Consider the following 16,923-nt stretch of genomic DNA (forward strand, 5'->3'; position numbering starts at 1 on the left):
GCAGCCGCCTATTCGGCGCTGCGTCGCTCCAGGAAATCGTCGAGCATGGGGCGTTGGCCCTTGAGCATTTTGACGCCGGCTTCGGGCAGCGAAAACCAGCCGGCCTTGTCGACTTCAGGAAACGCTTTCATGGTCCCCGATTTTGGCGGCCACTCCATCGTGAACATATTGCTCCTGACGGCATCCGCATCGATGTCCGCTTCGACGCTCCATGCGATGACGATCTTCCCGCCCGGCTGCTTGTAGCTGCCGAGCGGCCGGAAATCGCCGTCGACGGTGACGCCGAGCTCCTCTTCGGCTTCCCGCTTGGCGGCCTCGAGCTCATCCTCGTTATCGCGGATCAGTCCTTTCGGGATGGTCCACGCGCCTTCATCTTTTCTTGCCCAGAACGGCCCGCCCGGGTGGACGAGCAGGAATTCGAACACACCGGCGGTGCGCCTGTGGATCAGCAGGCCAGCGCTTTTTTGCGGCATCCGTCACCTCGCGGCATTTGCTTCGCCCGCGCGAGAATAGCATGAGTATTCCGCGGCAGAGGTCACGTAATCTCGCCGGCAATGCCGACGCCTCGGCGGTCCGACATTGGATAAACCGGCAAGTTACTGGCAATCGGCGACGAAACATGCTCGATCTTGCCAGTGCATGCCGCCCAAAAGTGCGCAGCGGTTTTGGGAGAACGACATGCACCAAAACAGCGCATGTCGCCTGAAGGTGCACAGCAGCGGTTTGGGGGAACGACATGCACCAAAACAATGACTAAAGGCGCGTCGCCTGACTCCGTTTCGGCGCGAGGCGCCTTTAGCCGGGCAAGACGCTGATTTGCACCAGCCGTCTCATTGCCGCATTCTTTGGCCACGACCGGTCTGGTTTTGAGGGAAACCGCCATGTTTTTCAGCCTGATCGCCATTGCCGCCGTCATAGCTCTTTTCGTCATCGTGTCACGACAGCAGAACCGCATTGCGCTGATCGAGCGCGAGCTCGGTATGCTGCGAGACCTTGTGCAGCCTGGAGCTTCGCTGTCGGCGCCCAACGCGGCGGACGCCGCGCAGGAAGGTCCTCCCGAGGAGGCCAAGGCAGCCGCGGCGCCTGCCGCGCCGTTGGCGGATGGCGCGACCGTGGCCGAGGAGGTCGTCGCGACGCCCGAGACTGCCGAAGGCGAGGCCGTGGCCGGACCCTGGACGAAGGGCAAGGCGGCCCCGGTGCAATCCGCCGCACCGGCGCAACCCCCCACCGTAGCCGAGACGCCCGCGGCCGGATCTCCCGAGGCCCCCAAGGCGGCGCGCCAAACCGATGTCGAAACAGCGCTGGGCACGCGCTGGGCAGTCTGGGTCGGCGGCATCGCGCTGGCGCTGGGCGGCCTGTTCCTGATCCGCTACACCATCGAGGCCGGCATTTTCGGCCCTGGCGTGCGCCTCGCCATGGCCGGCATCCTCGGCCTGGTGCTGATTGCCGGCGCCGAATTCATCCGTCGCACCGGCTTCAGGGTGCCGGTGCAGGGCGCCGCCGGCGCCTACATCCCCGCGATTCTGACCGGGGCGGGCGCCTTCATCCTGTTCGGCACGGTCTACGCGGCGCACGCCATCTATGGCTTCATCGGTCCGGCGACGGCTTTCGCGCTGCTTGGTGTCATCGGCGTCGCGACCATTGGCGCTTCGCTCCTGCATGGCCTGGCGTTGGCCGGCATCGGCCTCGTCGGCGCCATGGTCACGCCGGCGCTGGTCGCCTCGGAAGCACCCAATCCCTGGGCCTTGTTCGTCTATCTCGCGATCGTGCTTGCCGCCACGGCGGCAATCGCCCGCATCCGCGACTGGAGGGCGCTGGTGGCCGCGGCTTTTGCCGGCGCCGGCGTCTGGACCATTCTCTATATGGTCGACGCGCCGGAGGTGAACCTCGCCGCCGTCCTGTTCATCAGCCTGGCGACGCTCGCCGTGCTGGCTTTCGTCTGGCTCGGCCTTTTTTTGGTTACTGGCCGCGAGGATACGGCGCGCGGCTTCGACTGGCCTTCGATCGTGCCCGGCTTCTTCATCGCCTTGAGCGCGCTCGGCCTGTCCGTCGATCCGGCCTTTGCCGGCGCCGGCGATGCCTTGCAGGGGGCGATCCTGTTGGCCGCGCAGGTCGCGGTGGCGCTCTACCGGCCGCGCGCGCTTCCGCTCGTCTTTGCCGCCGGCATCGCGACCGTGATGATCTATCTGGGTATCATCCCGCCCGCCACGATCGGCCCGAATGCGCTCGATGTCGGGCTCGACGCTCAGCCTTTGGCGTCGTCCGACGTGCTGACTTTCCGCATCGGCGTCGCGCTCGGCATGATCTTCCTCGCCGCCGGTTTCTGGGCGGCACGCCGCTTCGCCGCTGCCGCTCCAGTGCGCGCGGCCTGCTGGGCGGCCTGGGGCGTCATTGCACCGCTGGTGGTGCTTCTGGCGCTGTGGCTGACCTTCGGCGATATCGACCGCGATCTCGGCTATGCGCTGCCGGCCCTGTTGCTGGTGCTCGCCTTCGCCGCCGGCGGCGAATGGATCGCGCGCGCCGAGGAGCCGCCGCTGGCCGGCGGCCCGGCCGTGTCATTCGCGCTCGGCGGCGCCGGCGTCGCAGGCCTGCTGATGCTGCACATGGCCTTCGGCTCCGGCTGGACGACCCTGCTGCTCGGCGCCGCCGCTGTCGTCCCGGCGCTGGCAACGCGCCGGCGCACCTACCCCGTGCTGGGCTGGATCGCGGTGGGCGCGGCGGTCGCCGTGCTCGGCCGCGTCGCCTTCGATCCGACCATCGTCGGCGCGGCGTCTCTCGCCAGGACGCCGGTCTTGAACTGGCTGCTGCCGGGCTATGGCGTGCCGGCGCTCGCCTTCGGTTTCGCCGCCTGGCAGCTCGCCCGCACCACCAATGGCCGGCCGCGCCTTGCCATGGAGGCGGCGTCGGCCCTGTTCGCACTGCTTACCATTGCCATGCTGGTGCGCCATGCCATGCATGGCGGCGTCATCGACACCGGCACCGTCACTCTTGCCGAACAGGCGATCTACACGCTGATCGCGCTCGGCGCCGGCGCCATACTGGTCGCCATCGACATGCGTTCGCCGAGCTCGGTCCTGCGTTATGGCTCGATGACCGCCGGCGTGGTTTCGGCCGGCCTGATCGCCGTCCAGCATTTCGTCGTGCTGAACCCGCTGCTGACGGACGAGTCGACCGGCACGGTTCCCGTCTTCAACCTTTTGTTTCTCGCCTATCTGCTGCCGGCGGGCGCCGCCGGGGCGCTGGCACTCTATGTCCGCGACAAGCGCCCGCGATGGTATGCGGCAATGCTCGCGCTGATCGCCGCGCTGCTTGCCTTCGCCTATGCCACGCTCTCGGTGCGCCGCCTGTTCAAGGGCGAGTTCATCGCCCTGTGGAGCGGGCTCGGCCAGCTCGAGACCTATACCTACTCCGCGCTCTGGCTGGTCATCGGCGTGGCGCTGCTTGCCGCCGGCGTCCGGCTGAAATCGCAGGTATTGCGCATCGTGTCGGCGGCGCTGATCGCGGTCGCGGTGCTGAAAGTCTTCCTCTTCGACATGTCGGAACTCGAAGGCGTGCTGCGCGCGCTGTCCTTCATCGGTCTGGGTGCCGTGCTGATCGGGATAGGGCTGTTCTATCAGCGGCTGCTGACAAGGGCGGCGAGGGAAGCGTGAGAGGCTGGAGCTCCTTGGGTCGTTGCGGCTATTTTCGAACGATCCCGCGCAGCCCGCGCTGGTCGGCTGCCTCTTTGATGAGGCCAGCAATCTTTCGAACGAATGCTGGACTGAAAGAACCGATGGGTTTCACCGTGACGAGGTCGTAAGCTTCGTCGGTCCGCACCCGGTTGTACTGGTCGAGGATCAGCCATGACGGAAAATCGAAGCCGCCCCTCCGACACTCGATCTCACTGACTGCAATATGCGTCGGGTTGCTGCGACGTAAGCGGGAACAGGAACAGCGCTGCCGGTGTAGTCGGAGTTCTGACCACAATGCAGACAGGACGCGCCTTACGGCCGGATTCTTCACGAGCGTCGGCCTGCCGCGCCCACAGATAGTAATACCTGAGCAGATCGCCCGGCTTAAACATCCGACCCATCGTCGGCTGTGATGGCTTCCAAACCCGACATCAGCTCGTTGTGGATCGCGTCAGGCGCGTTCTCGATCGTACAAGCGGCGGCATCAGACGAGCCAACGAGTTGCCAGTATTGTCTGGCTGAAAGGATGATCAGCTTCTCTTTACCGCGTTTCGTAAGAGCTACAGGCTCGATCATCGCCGTTTCGAGGATCTCGCCCGATGCGCGGTTCATGTCTGAAAAGGTGAATTGTTTCATCGGTGCCTCATGCGTAATATACCCAGTATACCTATTTTACGTACTAAATAGTGGTCCTATGCGATTTGGGCCGGGAATAAACCGCCCTCCGCCGGCGTTATTCATGCGCTTGGGTAACCGCAGCGGTTGGGCCGCTTCGCGCTGACTGCTTGCACCGCGCCGCGAAGGCGCGTTCTATCCGGATGGAAAGCGACCTCGAAACAAGCGGTCATGGACGACAAGAAGGCAGCGATCCTGAGCGAAATACCGCGGTTGCGGCGCTATGCGCGCTCGCTGCTGCGCGAGCGCGATTCCGCCGACGACCTGGTCCAGGATTGCCTGGAGCGGGCGCTCGTGCGGCTCGACAACTGGCAGACTGGAGAGAGCCCCCGGAGGTGGCTGTTTACGATCATGCATCACTTGTTCATCGACCAGATGCGCAAGGTCAACCGGCGCGGCGAGGCGGCGATGCTGCCTCTCGAAGCCGGTGAAGCCCAAGCCGCGCCCGCCGATCAGGTCGAGACCATCGCCTCGCGCGAGATCATGGATGCCTTGCAGGCGATCAGCCCCGATCGCCGCGCGGCCTTGGTGATGGTCGCCATCGAGGGCTTTTCCTATGCCGAGGCCGCCAACATCCTTGGCGTGCCGGCCGGCACGCTGATGTCGCGCATCGCGCGCGGCCGCGAGGAATTGCGAGGATTGCTCGACGACACATCGCGCCGCCGCTCGATAAGGATCGTCGAGAAATGACCCGCAGCGATTTTTCCGAACGCGATATCCATATGGCCCTCGACGGCGAACTGCCGGGCGAGGAGCGCATGGCTTACGACGCCTGGCTCGAAGCCAATCCCGAGATGAAGGCGAAGTCCGCGCGCTACATTGCCCACCGCGCCGCCATGCGCGCCGCCCTGTCCGGCGTGATGGACGAGCCGGTGCCAGCGAGGCTGCGGCAGGTCGTGCTTGGCGAGGCGCCTGCAAAAGCATCGCCCTGGCGCTCGCGCTGGTGGCTCTCGGCCGCAGCCGCCGTTGTGCTCGCTGTGGGCGGCCTCGGCGGCTATGTCGCCGGCATTGACAGCGTCAGCCGCGGCGACGACGGCGACGACCAGCTCGCCGAGCAGGCGATCGCCGCCCATGTCCTGTACGCCGCCGAGAAGCGCCATGCCGTCGAGGTCCCGGCAAGCGACAAGGACCATCTCCAGACCTGGCTGTCGAACCGAGTCGGGCTGAAGCTGGTTGCGCCCGACCTGGCGGCCGAGGGCTTCCAACTGGTCGGTGGCCGGCTGCTGCCGGCCGGCGGCCAGGGCAAGGCGGCGATGCTGCTCTACGAGGACGCCAAGGGCGAGCGCATCTCGCTCTTTGTCACCGCCGAATCGTCGGCGACGTCCAAGGGCACCTATACTGCCGAGGGGGGCGGACCGGAGGCGGTCTACTGGCTGGATAAAGGCTATGCTTGCGCCGTCGTCGGCTCGTTGCCGCCGGAGCGGCTGTCGGATGTCGCAAAAACCGCTTATGGCCAGCTCGTGGCAGGCATATCGAGCTGAACCGGCTGCCTTTTTCGGCGGCCGGCAGCCCTTTGAACGGCAGTCCTGTTCAAACGCTTTGCCCTTTCCAGCCGGGGCGGAAGCTGTCACAATTCAGCCCTAATCAAGGAGCGATAGCGCTTGATGAATACTGGCGGTCCGGCCGGTGTTCGCGACGCATCCACCGGGGCCGTTTTCTTTAACCCAATCGAGGTTCTCCCAAGCCCGCATGCCTGCCGAGATCCGCAAGGCCCGTGCGTCAGACGTCGATGACCTCGCCGCCATCGAGAAGGCGGTTTTTCCGGGCGACAGGCTCTCGCGCCGCTCCTTTCGCCAGTTCATCGAACGCGACACCGCCGAGATGCTGGTGGCCGAGAACGAGGGCCGCGTCGCCGGCTATGCGGTGGTGCTGTTTCGCAAGGGCAGCGGCGTCGCGCGGCTCTATTCCATCGCCGTCGGCCCATTCTTCGGTCGGCTCGGTATCGGCCGCCTTCTGCTGGCGGCCGCCGAGGAAGCGGCCTTCGAGCACGACCGGCTGTTGCTGCGACTCGAAGTGCGCGAGGACAACGATCGCGCCATTCGTATCTACGAGCAGGCCGGCTATCGAAAACTGGGCCGCGAGCCCGAATATTACGAGGATGGCGCCACGGCGCTGCGCTACGAAAAGACGCTGCGCGGCGACACCCCGACCGCGACCAGGGTGCCGTTCTACCAGCAGACCTGCGAGTTCACCTGCGGCCCTTGCTGCCTGATGATGGCGATGGCCAATTTCGATCCTGGCTTCGTGCCCGATCCCGTCATGGAAATCCGCCTGTGGCGCGAGGCGACCACGGTCTTCATGATGTCCGGCCCTGGCGGCTGCGAGCCTTTCGGCCTGGCGGTCGCCGGCTATGAGAGCGGACTTGCGGCCGAGATATTCGTCTCCTTTTACGGCGCGTTGTTCCTGCAGTCGGTGAGGAGCGAGGACAAGCGGCGGGTGATGGAGCTTGCCCAGGTCGATTTCCGCCGTCGCGCCGAACTCTACGGCATCCCTGTCAATTACCGTCCGTTCGGCATCGGCGACATCCGTGACGCCCTTGCCGGGGGCAAGCTGGTTGTGGTCCTGATCAGTGGCTTCCTGATGTTCGGCAAGAAGGTGCCGCATTGGGTGCTGGCCATCGGCGACGATGGCGACCATATCCTGATCCACGACCCCTGGGTCGAGGATGAAAGGCAGGAAACGATCCTCGATGCCGCGAATATTCCGGTGCCCTACGACATCTTCATGAATATGGCGCAGTTCGGCCGCGACGGTTTGCGCGCCGCCATCACTCTGGGAAAACGCTGAGACAATGACCTGGGTTATCCTGACAGGCAGGCAGAACGATCTCGATCAGGTGGCCACACCCCACAAGATCATCACCAACCGCGACTATCTCGCGCATCCGGCGCTGTTCCGCGGCCAGCGGCCGAAGGTGATCAACCTGTCGAACAATTACGGCTACCAGAGCCGCGGCTACTACGCCTCGCTTCTCGCCGGCTCGCGCGGCCACAGGGTGATCCCGACCGTCGAGACCATGATCGACCTTTCGGAGCGCAAGCTCTACGAGCACGCGCTGCCGGAGCTCGAGCTTGCCTTGAACAAATGCCGCAAGGATCTCGGCGGGATTTTTCCGGCCAAGGTCGCGATCTTCTTCGGCATCGGCCCGTCGAAAGTATGGGATCGTTTCGCCAAATTGTTGTTCGACTGGTTCCGCGCGCCGGCGCTCGAGGTCCACATCAAGGACAGCGCCGAATGGGCCTCGATCCGCAAGATCGGCTTCCTGCCGCTTGCCCGCATGTCCGAGGATGAGGAAGAGTTCTTCCTGCAATGCCTGGACACCTACACCAACCGCGAATGGCGCGACACCAAAGGCCGCACGCCGGCGCGCTACACATTCGCGACGCTGGTCGACCCGCATGAGGAACTGCCGCCGTCGGAGATTTCCTCGCTGCGCTATTGGGCGAGAATCGCCGAGAAGATGGGCGTCGAGGTCGAGCCGATCACCAGGAAGGACCTCGCCAAGCTCGCCAATTACGACGCGCTGTTCATCCGCGAGACCACGGCGATTTCCAACCACACCTACCGCTTCGCGCGCCGCGCCCAGCAGGAAGGCATGCCGGTGATCGACGATCCGCTGTCGATGATCCGCTGCACCAACAAGGTCTATCTCAACGAGCTGATGACCTACAACAAAGTGCCGGTGCCGCCGACGGTGATGATCGCCGGTACCTCCGACTTCGAGGTGGCGGCGCAGACACTGGGTTTTCCGCTGGTGCTGAAGATCCCGGATTCGTCTTTCTCGCGCGGCGTCAAGAAATGCGAGAACATGGCCGAGCTGACCAAGCTCGCGACCGAATGGCTGGACGATTCCGATCTCTTGATCGCGCAGAAATTCATCCCCACCGAATATGACTGGCGCGTCGGCGTGCTCGGCGGCCAACCGCTGTTTGCCGTGCATTATCTGATGGCGAAAAAGCACTGGCAGATCGTCAACCACAAGGCCAGCGGCAAACCCGACCAGGGCGGCATCAAGACGTTCACGCTGAAGCAGACGCCGCCCCATGTCGTCGAAACGGCGGTGCGGGCGGCAAAATGCATCGGCGACGGGCTCTACGGCGTCGACCTCAAGGAGACCAAGGACGGGGTCTTCGTCATCGAGGTCAACGACAATCCCAACCTCGACCATGGCTGGGAGGATTCCGGCGAGAAGGACGAGCTCTGGGTGCGGCTGACGCAGTGGTTCCTGGAGCGCCTGGAAAGGCCGGAGAAGTAGCGGCGGGAGAAGGGGAGTTTGGGAACTGGGGAACTGAGGAACTGAGGAACTGAAATTGAAGAATTGAAGAATTGAAGAATTGAAGAATGGAGTGTCTGGCGGAACCGTCCTCGCTTTCTCAGCTCCTCGTTTCCTGATCTCCTCAGTTCATCAGTTCCCCAGTTCCTCAATTCCCCAATTCGCAATCACTCAAACCGAGGGAAACAAATGCTGTTCCTAGTGATCGAGGACTTTCATGGCGCGGACCGCAAGGAGATCTATCGCCGCTTCCGCGACAAGGGCCGGCTGAAGCCCGATGAGCTCGTGGTCCACCACTCCTGGATCGCGGCCGATATGAGCCGCTGCTTCCTGCTGGTGGAGGCCGACGACGTCACGATCCTGCAGCGCTGGGCCATCGAGTGGAACGACCTCGTCGAGTTCGAGATCGTTCCGGTAGCGACGAGCAAGGACATGGTTGCGGCTGTGGCCGGGCATCTCTAAGCGAATATCCTGGCCCGTGGTTTCTTCAATTTGCGCAGAACTGCCTAACTGCGTCTTAAGCCCGGCTTGCTATTCCGCCTATATTGTGGATTGCCCAGAGGCTCTAAAAAGATGATCAGGCTTTTTCAATCGGGCAATTGTGGCCAAATTCTTTACCTCGTCCTTCTGGTCTTCTTGATTGGGTTTGATTTTGCCAAGGATCCTATCCAGCATTTTCTGGTCGGAACCAAAGAGAACATTCAAAAGCAGATCTATGCGGCTGACGGCAACAGTATGGCCCTGAGCCAAAAGTCCTTTGTCGAGGAACTGAGGACGCCGGACTATGGGATGCACGATAAGCCGAAATCCGCCGAGCAACTTGCTTCCGGCATGGTCGCCAGAGGGCTCGCTATGGAGGCAAAGAGCTCCGCCATCGGCACGGTCTATATCTCCATCCTTGTGGCGATGGGCTTTGCCACCATCGTCGCGATCATTTGGATGGTATTTGCCCGCGTGCGCGACATTGGTTGGCCGGCCGCGGTAGGGTTCGGCGTTCTTGCGCCGAAGCTTGCAATTTCAGTTCTTCCCGGCAGTCTTCCGCCGCCGGCCTTTGACATCCTGCAATACAGCTTCATCGCCGCGATAATAGTGCTTGGGTTCGTGCCGGGTGGATTTGCCCACGGACCGCGTGCCGAACCGGCTCGGCAGGCAATCATACCCGAGCCGGCGCGTCGTGCCCCTGGCCAATTCGGTCAAAGACGGCGCTGAGCTGCGGCGCCAAGCGCCGGCGATCCGACCGCGCGCACGCATTCCCCAATCAGCCATTCGCGGAACGCCGCCACGATATCGCGTCTGGCGCCGCGTTCCGGGATCGTCGGGCAGTAGGGCTGGCGCAACTCCAGCATCTGGCAACAGGCCGTACCAGCCGGCCGTCTTCCAGCGCCTGTGCGCAGTAGGCGCCTTGCGCCAGCGCCATGCCCAGCCCTGAAACGGCGAGATCGAGCGCTGCCCGCGACGAGTTCGCGGAGAGACCGCTCTGCATTGCGTGGTCCGCTTCGCTTCCCCGTCGCTTCGAAGCAGTTGCGCCAGGATGGGAAAGATGCGCCGGTCGGTCCTCAGTCGGTCCGCGCAAGGAGGGAAGGGCGGCCATGACAATCCGAAAGATAAGATTACCTTACCTATTTCGCAGAAATCCTCATTTTTCGAGAGGTTTGTTTCTGGGTATCGTGATCTCATGAACGCAATCGACCACGACGCAGCCATCGACCATCGCTCCGTGATAGCCTCGCTGACGAATGAGGAGCGCAGCCGGCTGACCGGCAAATCGGATGGGCCGGCCCTTGTTCAGTTCGCGCTCCATCTCGGCGCGATCATCCTCCTTGGCGCGCTGATCGCGGCCAAGGTGCGTTTCTGGCCGGTCCTGATGCTGCCGCAGGGCATCCTGATCGTGTTCCTGTTCACGCTGTTGCATGAAACGGTGCACAGGACGGCGTTCGAAACGCAGTGGTTGAACGATACCGTCGCGCGCTTTTGCAGCCTGGCGCTCGCGCTGCCGGCCGACTGGTTCCGCTACTTCCATTTCGCCCATCACCGCTTCACCCAGGATCCCGAAAACGATCCGGAGCTCGCTTTCCCGAAGCCCGAGACGATGCGGCAATACATCGTCCACGTCTCCGGCCTGCCGGTGTGGTGGGGGCATTTCAAGACGCTCTACACCAATGCGATGGGGCGCTGCCGCGACACCTACGTGCCGCCAAAGGGCTTGCCAAAAGTGAAGGCCGAGGCGCGGACGATGACCGCCTTCTATGTCGTCCTGCTGGCGCTTGCGGTCTGGTTCAGTGCCTCGGTGTTGCTCTATGTCTGGATCGTGCCGGCGCTGCTCGGCCAGCCGTTCCTCAGGCTCTATCTGCTGGCCGAGCACGGCCGCTGTCCCTTTGTCGCCAACATGCTGGAAAACACCCGCACGACGCTGACCAACTGGTTCGTGCGCAAGCTCGCCTGGAACATGCCTTATCATGCCGAGCACCACGCCTATCCCGGCGTGCCGTTCCACCAGCTGCCGGAATTTCACCGTCTGATCGAGCGGCACCTCAAGGTGGTCGAGCCAGGCTATGTCTCTTTCCACGAGAAATACATAGAGGCACTGCGCTAGCGCGTGTCGATATTCAGGTGGTGCCGGCCTGCAAATGCCAGCTTCCTGCGCTTCGGTGCTCACGTCCTTCAGTACGCTCCGCTCCGGTTCTCGGAATCCGTCATTCTCGGCACGGCCTGACCTGAATCTCAACACGTGCAAGTAGGAGAAGTCAGCCTGATTGGCGCAGCTGCGCCTGCGAGCGCAGCAGCCTGCCAATGTCGGACGCCTTGGCCGGCACGCCGATCAGAAAGCCTTGCGCCTCGCCGCAACCGGCTTTGCGAAGCATATCGAGCTGCGCTTCGGTCTCGACCCCTTCGGCGGTGACGGTGATGCCGAGCTCGGCGCCGAGCCTGATCACCGTGCGCACGATCGCCGCCGTGTCGCGCTTGTCGAGGTCGCGGATGAAGGAGCGGTCGATCTTGATCTTGTCGACGGGGAAGCGCCGAAGGTAGCCGAGCGAGGAATAGCCGGTGCCGAAATCGTCGAGCGCGATGCGCACGCCGAGACCGCGCAACTGGCTCAGCGTCTTCTGCACCGCGTCGCTTTCGTCCATCATCACCGTCTCGGTGATTTCGAGCTCCAGGCGGTTGGCCGGCAGGCCGGAAAAGGCAAGCGCCGAGATCACGCTGCGAGCGAAGCCGCCGCTCTTGATCTGCGCGGCCGAGACATTGACGGCCATGCGCATCTCCGGCGGCCAGTTCGCCGCCACGTTGCAAGCCTTGCGCAACGCCCAATCGCCGAGCTGCACGATCAGTCCGGTTTCCTCGGCGGCGGCGATGAAGTTTTCCGGCGATACCAGGCCGCGCGACCGCGAGCGCCAGCGCATCAGGGCTTCCGCGCCGACAATTTTGCCGGAGCCGATGTCGAGGATCGGCTGGAAGTCGAGTTCGAATTCGCGCCTGGACAGCGCTGCCTCGAGATCGGCCTCGAGCGCCCGGCGCTCCCGCATCAGCGCATCCATGCCCTGCTCGAAGAAGCGGTAGACGTTGCGCCCTTCGCTCTTGCCCCGGTAGAGCGCCATGTCGGCGTTGGTGAGCAGCGTGTCGGCGTCGTGTCCGTCGCCGGGATAGAGCGCGATGCCGAGGCTCACGCCAACATGCATCTCTCGCCCCTTGTCGCGATAAGGCTTGCCGACGATCTCGACGATGCGCTTGGCGAGCTTTTCGGCGCCGGCGGCGCTCTTGATGCCCGACTGGATGATGGCGAATTCGTCGCCGCCGAAGCGCGCCACCACGTCCTTGCTGCTGCGCACGGCCTGCTGTAGCCGCTTGGCGACGCATTTCAGCAGCCAGTCGCCGGCCGGGTGGCCGAACGTGTCGTTGACGGCCTTGAATCGGTCGAGGTCGAGCGAGAGGATTGCCAGCGGCTTTGCCTCGCCAAGCGCCTGGTCCAGCTTTTCGCGAAACATCGACCGGTTTGGCAGGTTGGTCAGCGTGTCGTGATGCGCAAGATGCGTCATGCGCTCTTCGGTGCGCCGGCGCTCGGTGACGTCGTCGAAGGTCACCACCCAGCCACCGCCGCTCATCGGCTGACGGACAACCAGAAATGTCCTGCCGTCGGCAAGATACCGGTAAGTCGAATGCATCTGCCCCGCCCGCAGGCAAGCTTCGGTCTTGGCGACTTCGCTGTCGACATCGATCTTTGTGTAGATGCCGAGCTCCAGCAGTCGTTTGAGCGCGTCCCGGTGCGTCGTGCCGAACGGGAAATCTGCCGCGGCTACGTTGTAGAGCTCCAGAAAACGCTGATTGCGCACGATCATCTTGCCGCCGGCGTCATACATCAGCAGGCCTTGCGACATGTTGGCTAAGGCAGCGTCGAAGCGGCGGTGCTGCTCCTTCAGCTCCTTTTCGGCGCGCCGTTGCACGGTCACGTCCTCGTAGATCGAGACCCAGCCGCCGGAAGCCAGCGGCCGGTGCGAGATGACGATGATGCGCCCATCCGCCAGAGCCTCCTCATAGGTCGAGGGCTTCGCGCCGTCGATATAGGGCTTGCGGACGGCATAGAGCTCCTCGGCGCTTTGCGAGGCGATGCCGATATCGACGCTGTGCTGGAGGATGTCGAAGAAGCGGATGCCGGGCTTCATCACCTTGGCGTCGAGGCGGAAAAGGTCGATGTAGTTGCGGTTGCAGATAATCATCCGCTCATCGGCGTCGAACATGCACAGGCCATGCGACATATTCTCGACAGCCGCCGCGAAGCGCTCGTTCTGCGCGCGAAGTTCTTCGGCTATTCGTCGCACCGGGCCAACACCGGCCGCTCTTCGCTTGCCGGCGAACGAACCAGTCTTGACATGTGCGCCGGGCATGAGCACGCCTTCGGATCGTGACCGAACGCAAATACTGTCCTGCTCGCCGGTTAATTTAGCGTTCTATTAAGGGGTGGAATTGACCGCGCGCGAAGACTGGCGCTTGGTTTCCAGCGTCTTGAAACGCCTGAGAAAAGCTGTTTGCGCCCAGGTCACGGATTTTGGCGTGAAGTCGAAGCGATCGGCGGAGAAGCCGCGCGGCCGACCGAAATACTCGGTCGCCTCAGCGGTCGAAAAGCCGGCCAGCAGCGTCGCCTCGTAGTAGGCGGCGATCTGGTCGGCGCGCTTGATGTCGTTGCGCAAGGAGGCCGCGAGCTCCGCCGGCAGCGAGAAACGCAGATGGATCGCGCGCTGCAGGCGCAGCTCGCAATCCTTGTAGGAGCCGCCCATCACCGATTTGAAGGGCGAGATCATGTCGCCGATGACATATTCCGGCGCATCATGCAGCAGCGCTGCGAGCCGCGCCTCGGCCGGGGCGGCAGGCGCCAGTTCACCGTAGAGAGCTTCGACCAGCAGCGAATGCTGCGCCACCGAGAAGGCATGGTCGCCTCTGGTCTGGCCGTTCCAGCGCGCGACGCGGGCGAGCCCGTGCGCGATATCGGCGATCTCGATGTCCAGCGGCGAGGGATCGAGCAGGTCGAGCCGCCGGCCGGACAGCATGCGTTGCCAGGCGCGCGGCGGCGCGCCGGCCCGGTCGGCCGCCATCAGGCCTCCTCCGCGCTGACCGCACCTTCAGGGAAGGTGTACTTCACCCAGGCGGGAATGGCGAGCCTTACCGGAATCTCGCCCGCCGTGATCGCCTCGCCGGCATCCAGCGCCGCCTTGACGCGATCGATGCGGGCAATGGCGAGACCGGTCCGGTGGCCGACAGACCCGAGCGTGCCCACCAGTCGGCCGGCCACGGTGAGCTCGGTCCCGGCGGCGGGCAGGGGGCTATCGGCCGAAGCGATTAGCACACGGCGCCGCGCGGTGCCGCGATGCTGCATGCGCGAGACCACTTCCTGGCCGATATAGCAGCCCTTCTTGAAACCGACGCCGCCCGTCTCGTCGAGCAGAACGTCATGCGGGAAGGCATCGCCAAGCTGGTAGTCGCTGCCGCTTTCGGCAATGCCGTTGCCGATGCGCATGTTCAGCCAGCCATTCGGGTCGCCGCCGTCCCGCGCCTCGCCGCCATAAGTGCGCGTAACCATGATATCTTGAAACCGCGTGTCGGAGAGCGCTGTTGAATCAGAACGTGAGGCGGTTGAATCATCACCCCATGCGACTGTGACAAGCACCTGATCCTGCTTGGCGATCTCGGCCTTTGCCCTTAGCCGGTAAAGCATCAGCCTGCGCACGAAGTCGTCGGCGATGTCGGCCCGGCATTCCAGTTGGAAGCCATCGTCGCCGGCGCGCGAGACCAGGAAATCGAACAGAATCTTGCCCTGCGGCGAAAGCAGCGCGCCAGGTTTTGCCTGGCCCCGGCCGAGGGCGTCGAGATCGGTGGTGAGGATGTTCTGCAAAAAATGCTCGGCATCGGGGCCTGACACGGAAATGAGCGCGCGGTCTTTGATTTGGGCAAAGGGCATGGGCGTGAAATCGGCCTGATCTTGCAAAACGTCCGGTCATTACGTAAGCCGGCCACACTCCCCCCGCAAGAGATTGGACCTGCCCATGGCAACCACCTTCGACCTCATCCTGACAGGCGGCACGGTGATCAACCATGACGGCGAGGGACGGCGCGACATCGGCGTGAAGGCCGGACGCATCGCGCGGATCGGCGATCTCGGCCAGGCTTCGGCCGGCGAAACCATTGACTGCACGGGCCTGCACATCATGCCGGGCGTCGTCGACAGCCAGGTGCATTTTCGCGAACCGGGGCTGGAGCACAAGGAGGATCTGGAAACCGGCTCCCGCGCCGCGGTGCTGGGCGGCGTCACCGCCGTCTTCGAAATGCCCAACACCAATCCGCTGACCACCAGCGAGGCAGCACTTGCCGACAAGGTGCGCCGCGCTACCGGCCGCATGCATTGCGACTTCGCCTTCTGGGTCGGCGGGACACGCGACAATGCTCGTGATGTCGGCGAACTGGAACGGCTGCCGGGCGCGGCCGGCATAAAAGTGTTCATGGGCTCGTCCACCGGCGACCTTCTGGTCGAGGACGACGAAGGCGTCGCCTCGATCCTGCGCAACACCCGCCGCTGCTCCGCCTTCCACTCGGAGGACGAGTTCCGCCTGCGCGAACGGCTCGGCGAGCGCGTCGACGGCGATCCGTCGTCGCATCCCGTCTGGCGCGACGAGATCGCGGCGCTGCGTTGCACGGAGCGGCTGGTGCGCATCGCCAGGCAGACACGCGCGCGCATCCATGTGCTGCACATATCGACGGCCGAGGAGATCGTCTTCCTCGAGCAGCACAAGGATGTCGTGACCTGCGAGGCCACGCCGCATCATCTGACGCTGAGCGCCGACGACTATGCGCGGCTTGGCACGCTCATCCAGATGAACCCACCGGTGCGGGCGCCACGCCATCGTGAAGGCGTCTGGCACGGCATTTCGCAGGGCATCGTCGATGTCCTTGGCTCCGACCACGCGCCGCACACGCTGGCCGAGAAGGCGAAGCCCTATCCGGCCTCGCCGTCCGGCATGACCGGCGTGCAGACGCTGGTGCCGATCATGCTCGACCACGTCAATGCCGGCCGGCTCAGCCTGCAGCGCTTCGTCGATCTTTCCAGCCATGGTCCGCAGCGCATTTTCGGCATGGCCAGGAAAGGCCGCATCGCCGCCGGCTACGATGCCGATTTCACGATCGTCGACATGAAGCGGCGCGAGACCATCACCAACGCGCAGGCCGGCTCCAGGGCCGGATGGACGCCCTATGACGGCAAAGAGGTCACCGGCTGGCCGGTCGGCACCATCGTGCGCGGCGTGCGCATCATGTGGGAAGGCGAGATCGCGACACCCGGCCAGGGCAGGGCGGTGGAGTTCTCCGAGGCGCTGCCGGCCTGATCCCGCCGACATTGGATTTGTTAAGCGCTCTGCATTCTTGAGTGGGCTATGACCGCGAATATTGCGCCGATCATTCCTGCGGAGTTTCCTGAGTTCCAGGCGCTCGCCTGGAACCGCGATGTCGCGCGCCCTATTCCCGCGAAAGAGGCCTTTGCGCTTTACGAACGCAACTGGCGCTTTGTCGACCAAAAGCGCCTTACGGCGCGTGAGAAACTGCTTACCATGAAATTGGCCGACGAATTCGGTCACGGCATCCTTCTGACCACTGCCTGAGCCATCGCAACAATCCTCGGCAATAGGACAATCCGCTATGGTCGTGTTTCTTCGCGCCCCCCTCTGTCCTGCCGGACATCTCCCCCACGAGGGGCCTGTTGCGCAGTTAGCGAGAACAGGCTCGCAGAGGGGTTTTGGCCGCGAAGTCTATTGTGCTTGGTGGGCG

The 16,923-nt window shown here is 63.9% G+C and carries 16 protein-coding genes; 10 read left to right on the forward strand and 6 right to left on the reverse strand.

Features of this window, described 5'->3' with window-relative positions:
- Positions 1 to 8: 8 nt before the first annotated feature.
- Both LB529_RS18565 and LB529_RS18570 read right to left on the reverse strand, forming a co-directional pair.
- The gene (locus LB529_RS18565; RefSeq protein WP_224711912.1) at positions 9 to 473 is read right to left on the reverse strand and encodes an NUDIX domain-containing protein; all 465 of its coding nucleotides are present in this window, start codon (positions 471 to 473) and stop codon (positions 9 to 11) included.
- Between the two features lie 62 nt (positions 474 to 535).
- On the reverse strand, positions 536 to 904 hold the full coding sequence (locus tag LB529_RS18570) for a hypothetical protein (RefSeq protein ID WP_224711913.1): 369 nt from the start codon (positions 902 to 904) through the stop codon (positions 536 to 538).
- Between LB529_RS18570 and LB529_RS18575 the strand changes: the two genes are divergently transcribed.
- Positions 882 to 3,650, forward strand: a complete 2,769-nt coding sequence (locus LB529_RS18575; RefSeq protein ID WP_224711914.1) for a DUF2339 domain-containing protein — start codon at positions 882 to 884, stop codon at positions 3,648 to 3,650. The two genes, LB529_RS18570 and LB529_RS18575, sit on opposite strands and share 23 nt — an antisense overlap.
- A 405-nt stretch (positions 3,651 to 4,055) precedes the next feature.
- Here LB529_RS18575 and LB529_RS18585 read toward each other — a convergent pair whose 3' ends face one another.
- Entirely contained in the window at positions 4,056 to 4,307 is a 252-nt protein-coding gene (locus LB529_RS18585) for a prevent-host-death protein (RefSeq protein ID WP_224544134.1), read from the reverse strand.
- A 210-nt stretch (positions 4,308 to 4,517) separates the two neighbouring features.
- Between LB529_RS18585 and LB529_RS18590 the strand changes: the two genes are divergently transcribed.
- From LB529_RS18590 to LB529_RS18620, 7 genes are all read left to right on the forward strand, one after another.
- Complete coding sequence (locus LB529_RS18590) at positions 4,518 to 5,036, forward strand: RNA polymerase sigma factor (protein ID WP_040984221.1); 519 nt, start codon at positions 4,518 to 4,520, stop codon at positions 5,034 to 5,036.
- Positions 5,033 to 5,827 carry an anti-sigma factor family protein gene (locus LB529_RS18595; protein ID WP_224711915.1) on the forward strand — a complete coding sequence of 265 codons (795 nt, stop codon included), beginning with the start codon at positions 5,033 to 5,035 and terminating at the stop codon, positions 5,825 to 5,827. Before LB529_RS18590 ends, LB529_RS18595 begins: the two co-directional genes overlap by 4 nt.
- A gap of 208 nt (positions 5,828 to 6,035) precedes the next feature.
- Positions 6,036 to 7,133, forward strand: a complete 1,098-nt coding sequence (locus LB529_RS18600) for a GNAT family N-acetyltransferase/peptidase C39 family protein (RefSeq protein ID WP_224711916.1) — start codon at positions 6,036 to 6,038, stop codon at positions 7,131 to 7,133.
- Between the two features lie 4 nt (positions 7,134 to 7,137).
- Entirely contained in the window at positions 7,138 to 8,601 is a 1,464-nt protein-coding gene (locus LB529_RS18605) for a RimK family protein (RefSeq protein WP_224605327.1), read from the forward strand.
- 207 nt (positions 8,602 to 8,808) lie between these two features.
- Positions 8,809 to 9,081 carry a DUF3303 domain-containing protein gene (locus LB529_RS18610; protein WP_224711917.1) on the forward strand — a complete coding sequence of 91 codons (273 nt, stop codon included), beginning with the start codon at positions 8,809 to 8,811 and terminating at the stop codon, positions 9,079 to 9,081.
- A 111-nt stretch (positions 9,082 to 9,192) separates the two neighbouring features.
- Positions 9,193 to 9,828 carry a hypothetical protein gene (locus tag LB529_RS18615; protein ID WP_224711918.1) on the forward strand — a complete coding sequence of 212 codons (636 nt, stop codon included), beginning with the start codon at positions 9,193 to 9,195 and terminating at the stop codon, positions 9,826 to 9,828.
- A 493-nt stretch (positions 9,829 to 10,321) separates the two neighbouring features.
- The gene (locus LB529_RS18620; protein ID WP_318011979.1) at positions 10,322 to 11,212 is read left to right on the forward strand and encodes a fatty acid desaturase family protein; all 891 of its coding nucleotides are present in this window, start codon (positions 10,322 to 10,324) and stop codon (positions 11,210 to 11,212) included.
- Between the two features lie 151 nt (positions 11,213 to 11,363).
- On the opposite strand, the gene LB529_RS18625 is transcribed toward LB529_RS18620, so the two are convergent.
- The 3 genes from LB529_RS18625 to LB529_RS18635 form a co-directional block, all read right to left on the reverse strand.
- The gene (locus tag LB529_RS18625) at positions 11,364 to 13,499 is read right to left on the reverse strand and encodes a putative bifunctional diguanylate cyclase/phosphodiesterase (RefSeq protein WP_224711919.1); all 2,136 of its coding nucleotides are present in this window, start codon (positions 13,497 to 13,499) and stop codon (positions 11,364 to 11,366) included.
- A 66-nt stretch (positions 13,500 to 13,565) separates the two neighbouring features.
- Positions 13,566 to 14,204 (reverse strand): YfbR-like 5'-deoxynucleotidase, encoded by a 639-nt coding sequence (locus tag LB529_RS18630; RefSeq protein WP_224711920.1) that lies wholly within the window; start codon positions 14,202 to 14,204, stop codon positions 13,566 to 13,568.
- Entirely contained in the window at positions 14,204 to 15,067 is an 864-nt protein-coding gene (locus tag LB529_RS18635; RefSeq protein ID WP_224711921.1) for a YgfZ/GcvT domain-containing protein, read from the reverse strand. The genes LB529_RS18630 and LB529_RS18635 overlap by 1 nt, the downstream gene beginning before the upstream one ends.
- Before the next feature lie 85 nt (positions 15,068 to 15,152).
- Here LB529_RS18635 and LB529_RS18640 point away from each other — a divergent pair, with 85 nt between their 5' ends.
- Both LB529_RS18640 and LB529_RS18645 read left to right on the forward strand, forming a co-directional pair.
- Positions 15,153 to 16,484, forward strand: coding sequence for a dihydroorotase (locus LB529_RS18640; protein ID WP_224711922.1), 1,332 nt, complete (start codon positions 15,153 to 15,155; stop codon positions 16,482 to 16,484).
- A gap of 48 nt (positions 16,485 to 16,532) precedes the next feature.
- Positions 16,533 to 16,757, forward strand: coding sequence for a hypothetical protein (locus tag LB529_RS18645; RefSeq protein WP_224711923.1), 225 nt, complete (start codon positions 16,533 to 16,535; stop codon positions 16,755 to 16,757).
- Positions 16,758 to 16,923: the final 166 nt, after the last annotated feature.

The sequence above is a fragment of the Mesorhizobium sp. CA5 genome (assembly GCF_020165105.1).
GTDB lineage: Bacteria > Pseudomonadota > Alphaproteobacteria > Rhizobiales > Rhizobiaceae > Mesorhizobium.

Bases quoted from the DNA above. Each gene is read 5' to 3' on its own strand.
- LB529_RS18565 (WP_224711912.1), bottom strand. From the start codon at position 473: ATGCCGCAAAAAAGCGCTGGCCTGCTGATCCACAGGCGCACCGCCGGT.
- LB529_RS18575 (WP_224711914.1), top strand. From the start codon at position 882: ATGTTTTTCAGCCTGATCGCCATTGCCGCCGTCATAGCTCTTTTCGTC.
- LB529_RS18570 (WP_224711913.1), bottom strand. From the start codon at position 904: ATGGCGATCAGGCTGAAAAACATGGCGGTTTCCCTCAAAACCAGACCG.
- LB529_RS18585 (WP_224544134.1), bottom strand. From the start codon at position 4,307: ATGAAACAATTCACCTTTTCAGACATGAACCGCGCATCGGGCGAGATC.
- LB529_RS18590 (WP_040984221.1), top strand. From the start codon at position 4,518: ATGGACGACAAGAAGGCAGCGATCCTGAGCGAAATACCGCGGTTGCGG.
- LB529_RS18595 (WP_224711915.1), top strand. From the start codon at position 5,033: ATGACCCGCAGCGATTTTTCCGAACGCGATATCCATATGGCCCTCGAC.
- LB529_RS18600 (WP_224711916.1), top strand. From the start codon at position 6,036: ATGCCTGCCGAGATCCGCAAGGCCCGTGCGTCAGACGTCGATGACCTC.
- LB529_RS18605 (WP_224605327.1), top strand. From the start codon at position 7,138: ATGACCTGGGTTATCCTGACAGGCAGGCAGAACGATCTCGATCAGGTG.
- LB529_RS18610 (WP_224711917.1), top strand. From the start codon at position 8,809: ATGCTGTTCCTAGTGATCGAGGACTTTCATGGCGCGGACCGCAAGGAG.
- LB529_RS18615 (WP_224711918.1), top strand. From the start codon at position 9,193: ATGATCAGGCTTTTTCAATCGGGCAATTGTGGCCAAATTCTTTACCTC.
- LB529_RS18625 (WP_224711919.1), bottom strand. From the start codon at position 13,499: ATGCCCGGCGCACATGTCAAGACTGGTTCGTTCGCCGGCAAGCGAAGA.
- LB529_RS18630 (WP_224711920.1), bottom strand. From the start codon at position 14,204: ATGGCGGCCGACCGGGCCGGCGCGCCGCCGCGCGCCTGGCAACGCATG.
- LB529_RS18635 (WP_224711921.1), bottom strand. From the start codon at position 15,067: ATGCCCTTTGCCCAAATCAAAGACCGCGCGCTCATTTCCGTGTCAGGC.
- LB529_RS18640 (WP_224711922.1), top strand. From the start codon at position 15,153: ATGGCAACCACCTTCGACCTCATCCTGACAGGCGGCACGGTGATCAAC.
- LB529_RS18645 (WP_224711923.1), top strand. From the start codon at position 16,533: ATGACCGCGAATATTGCGCCGATCATTCCTGCGGAGTTTCCTGAGTTC.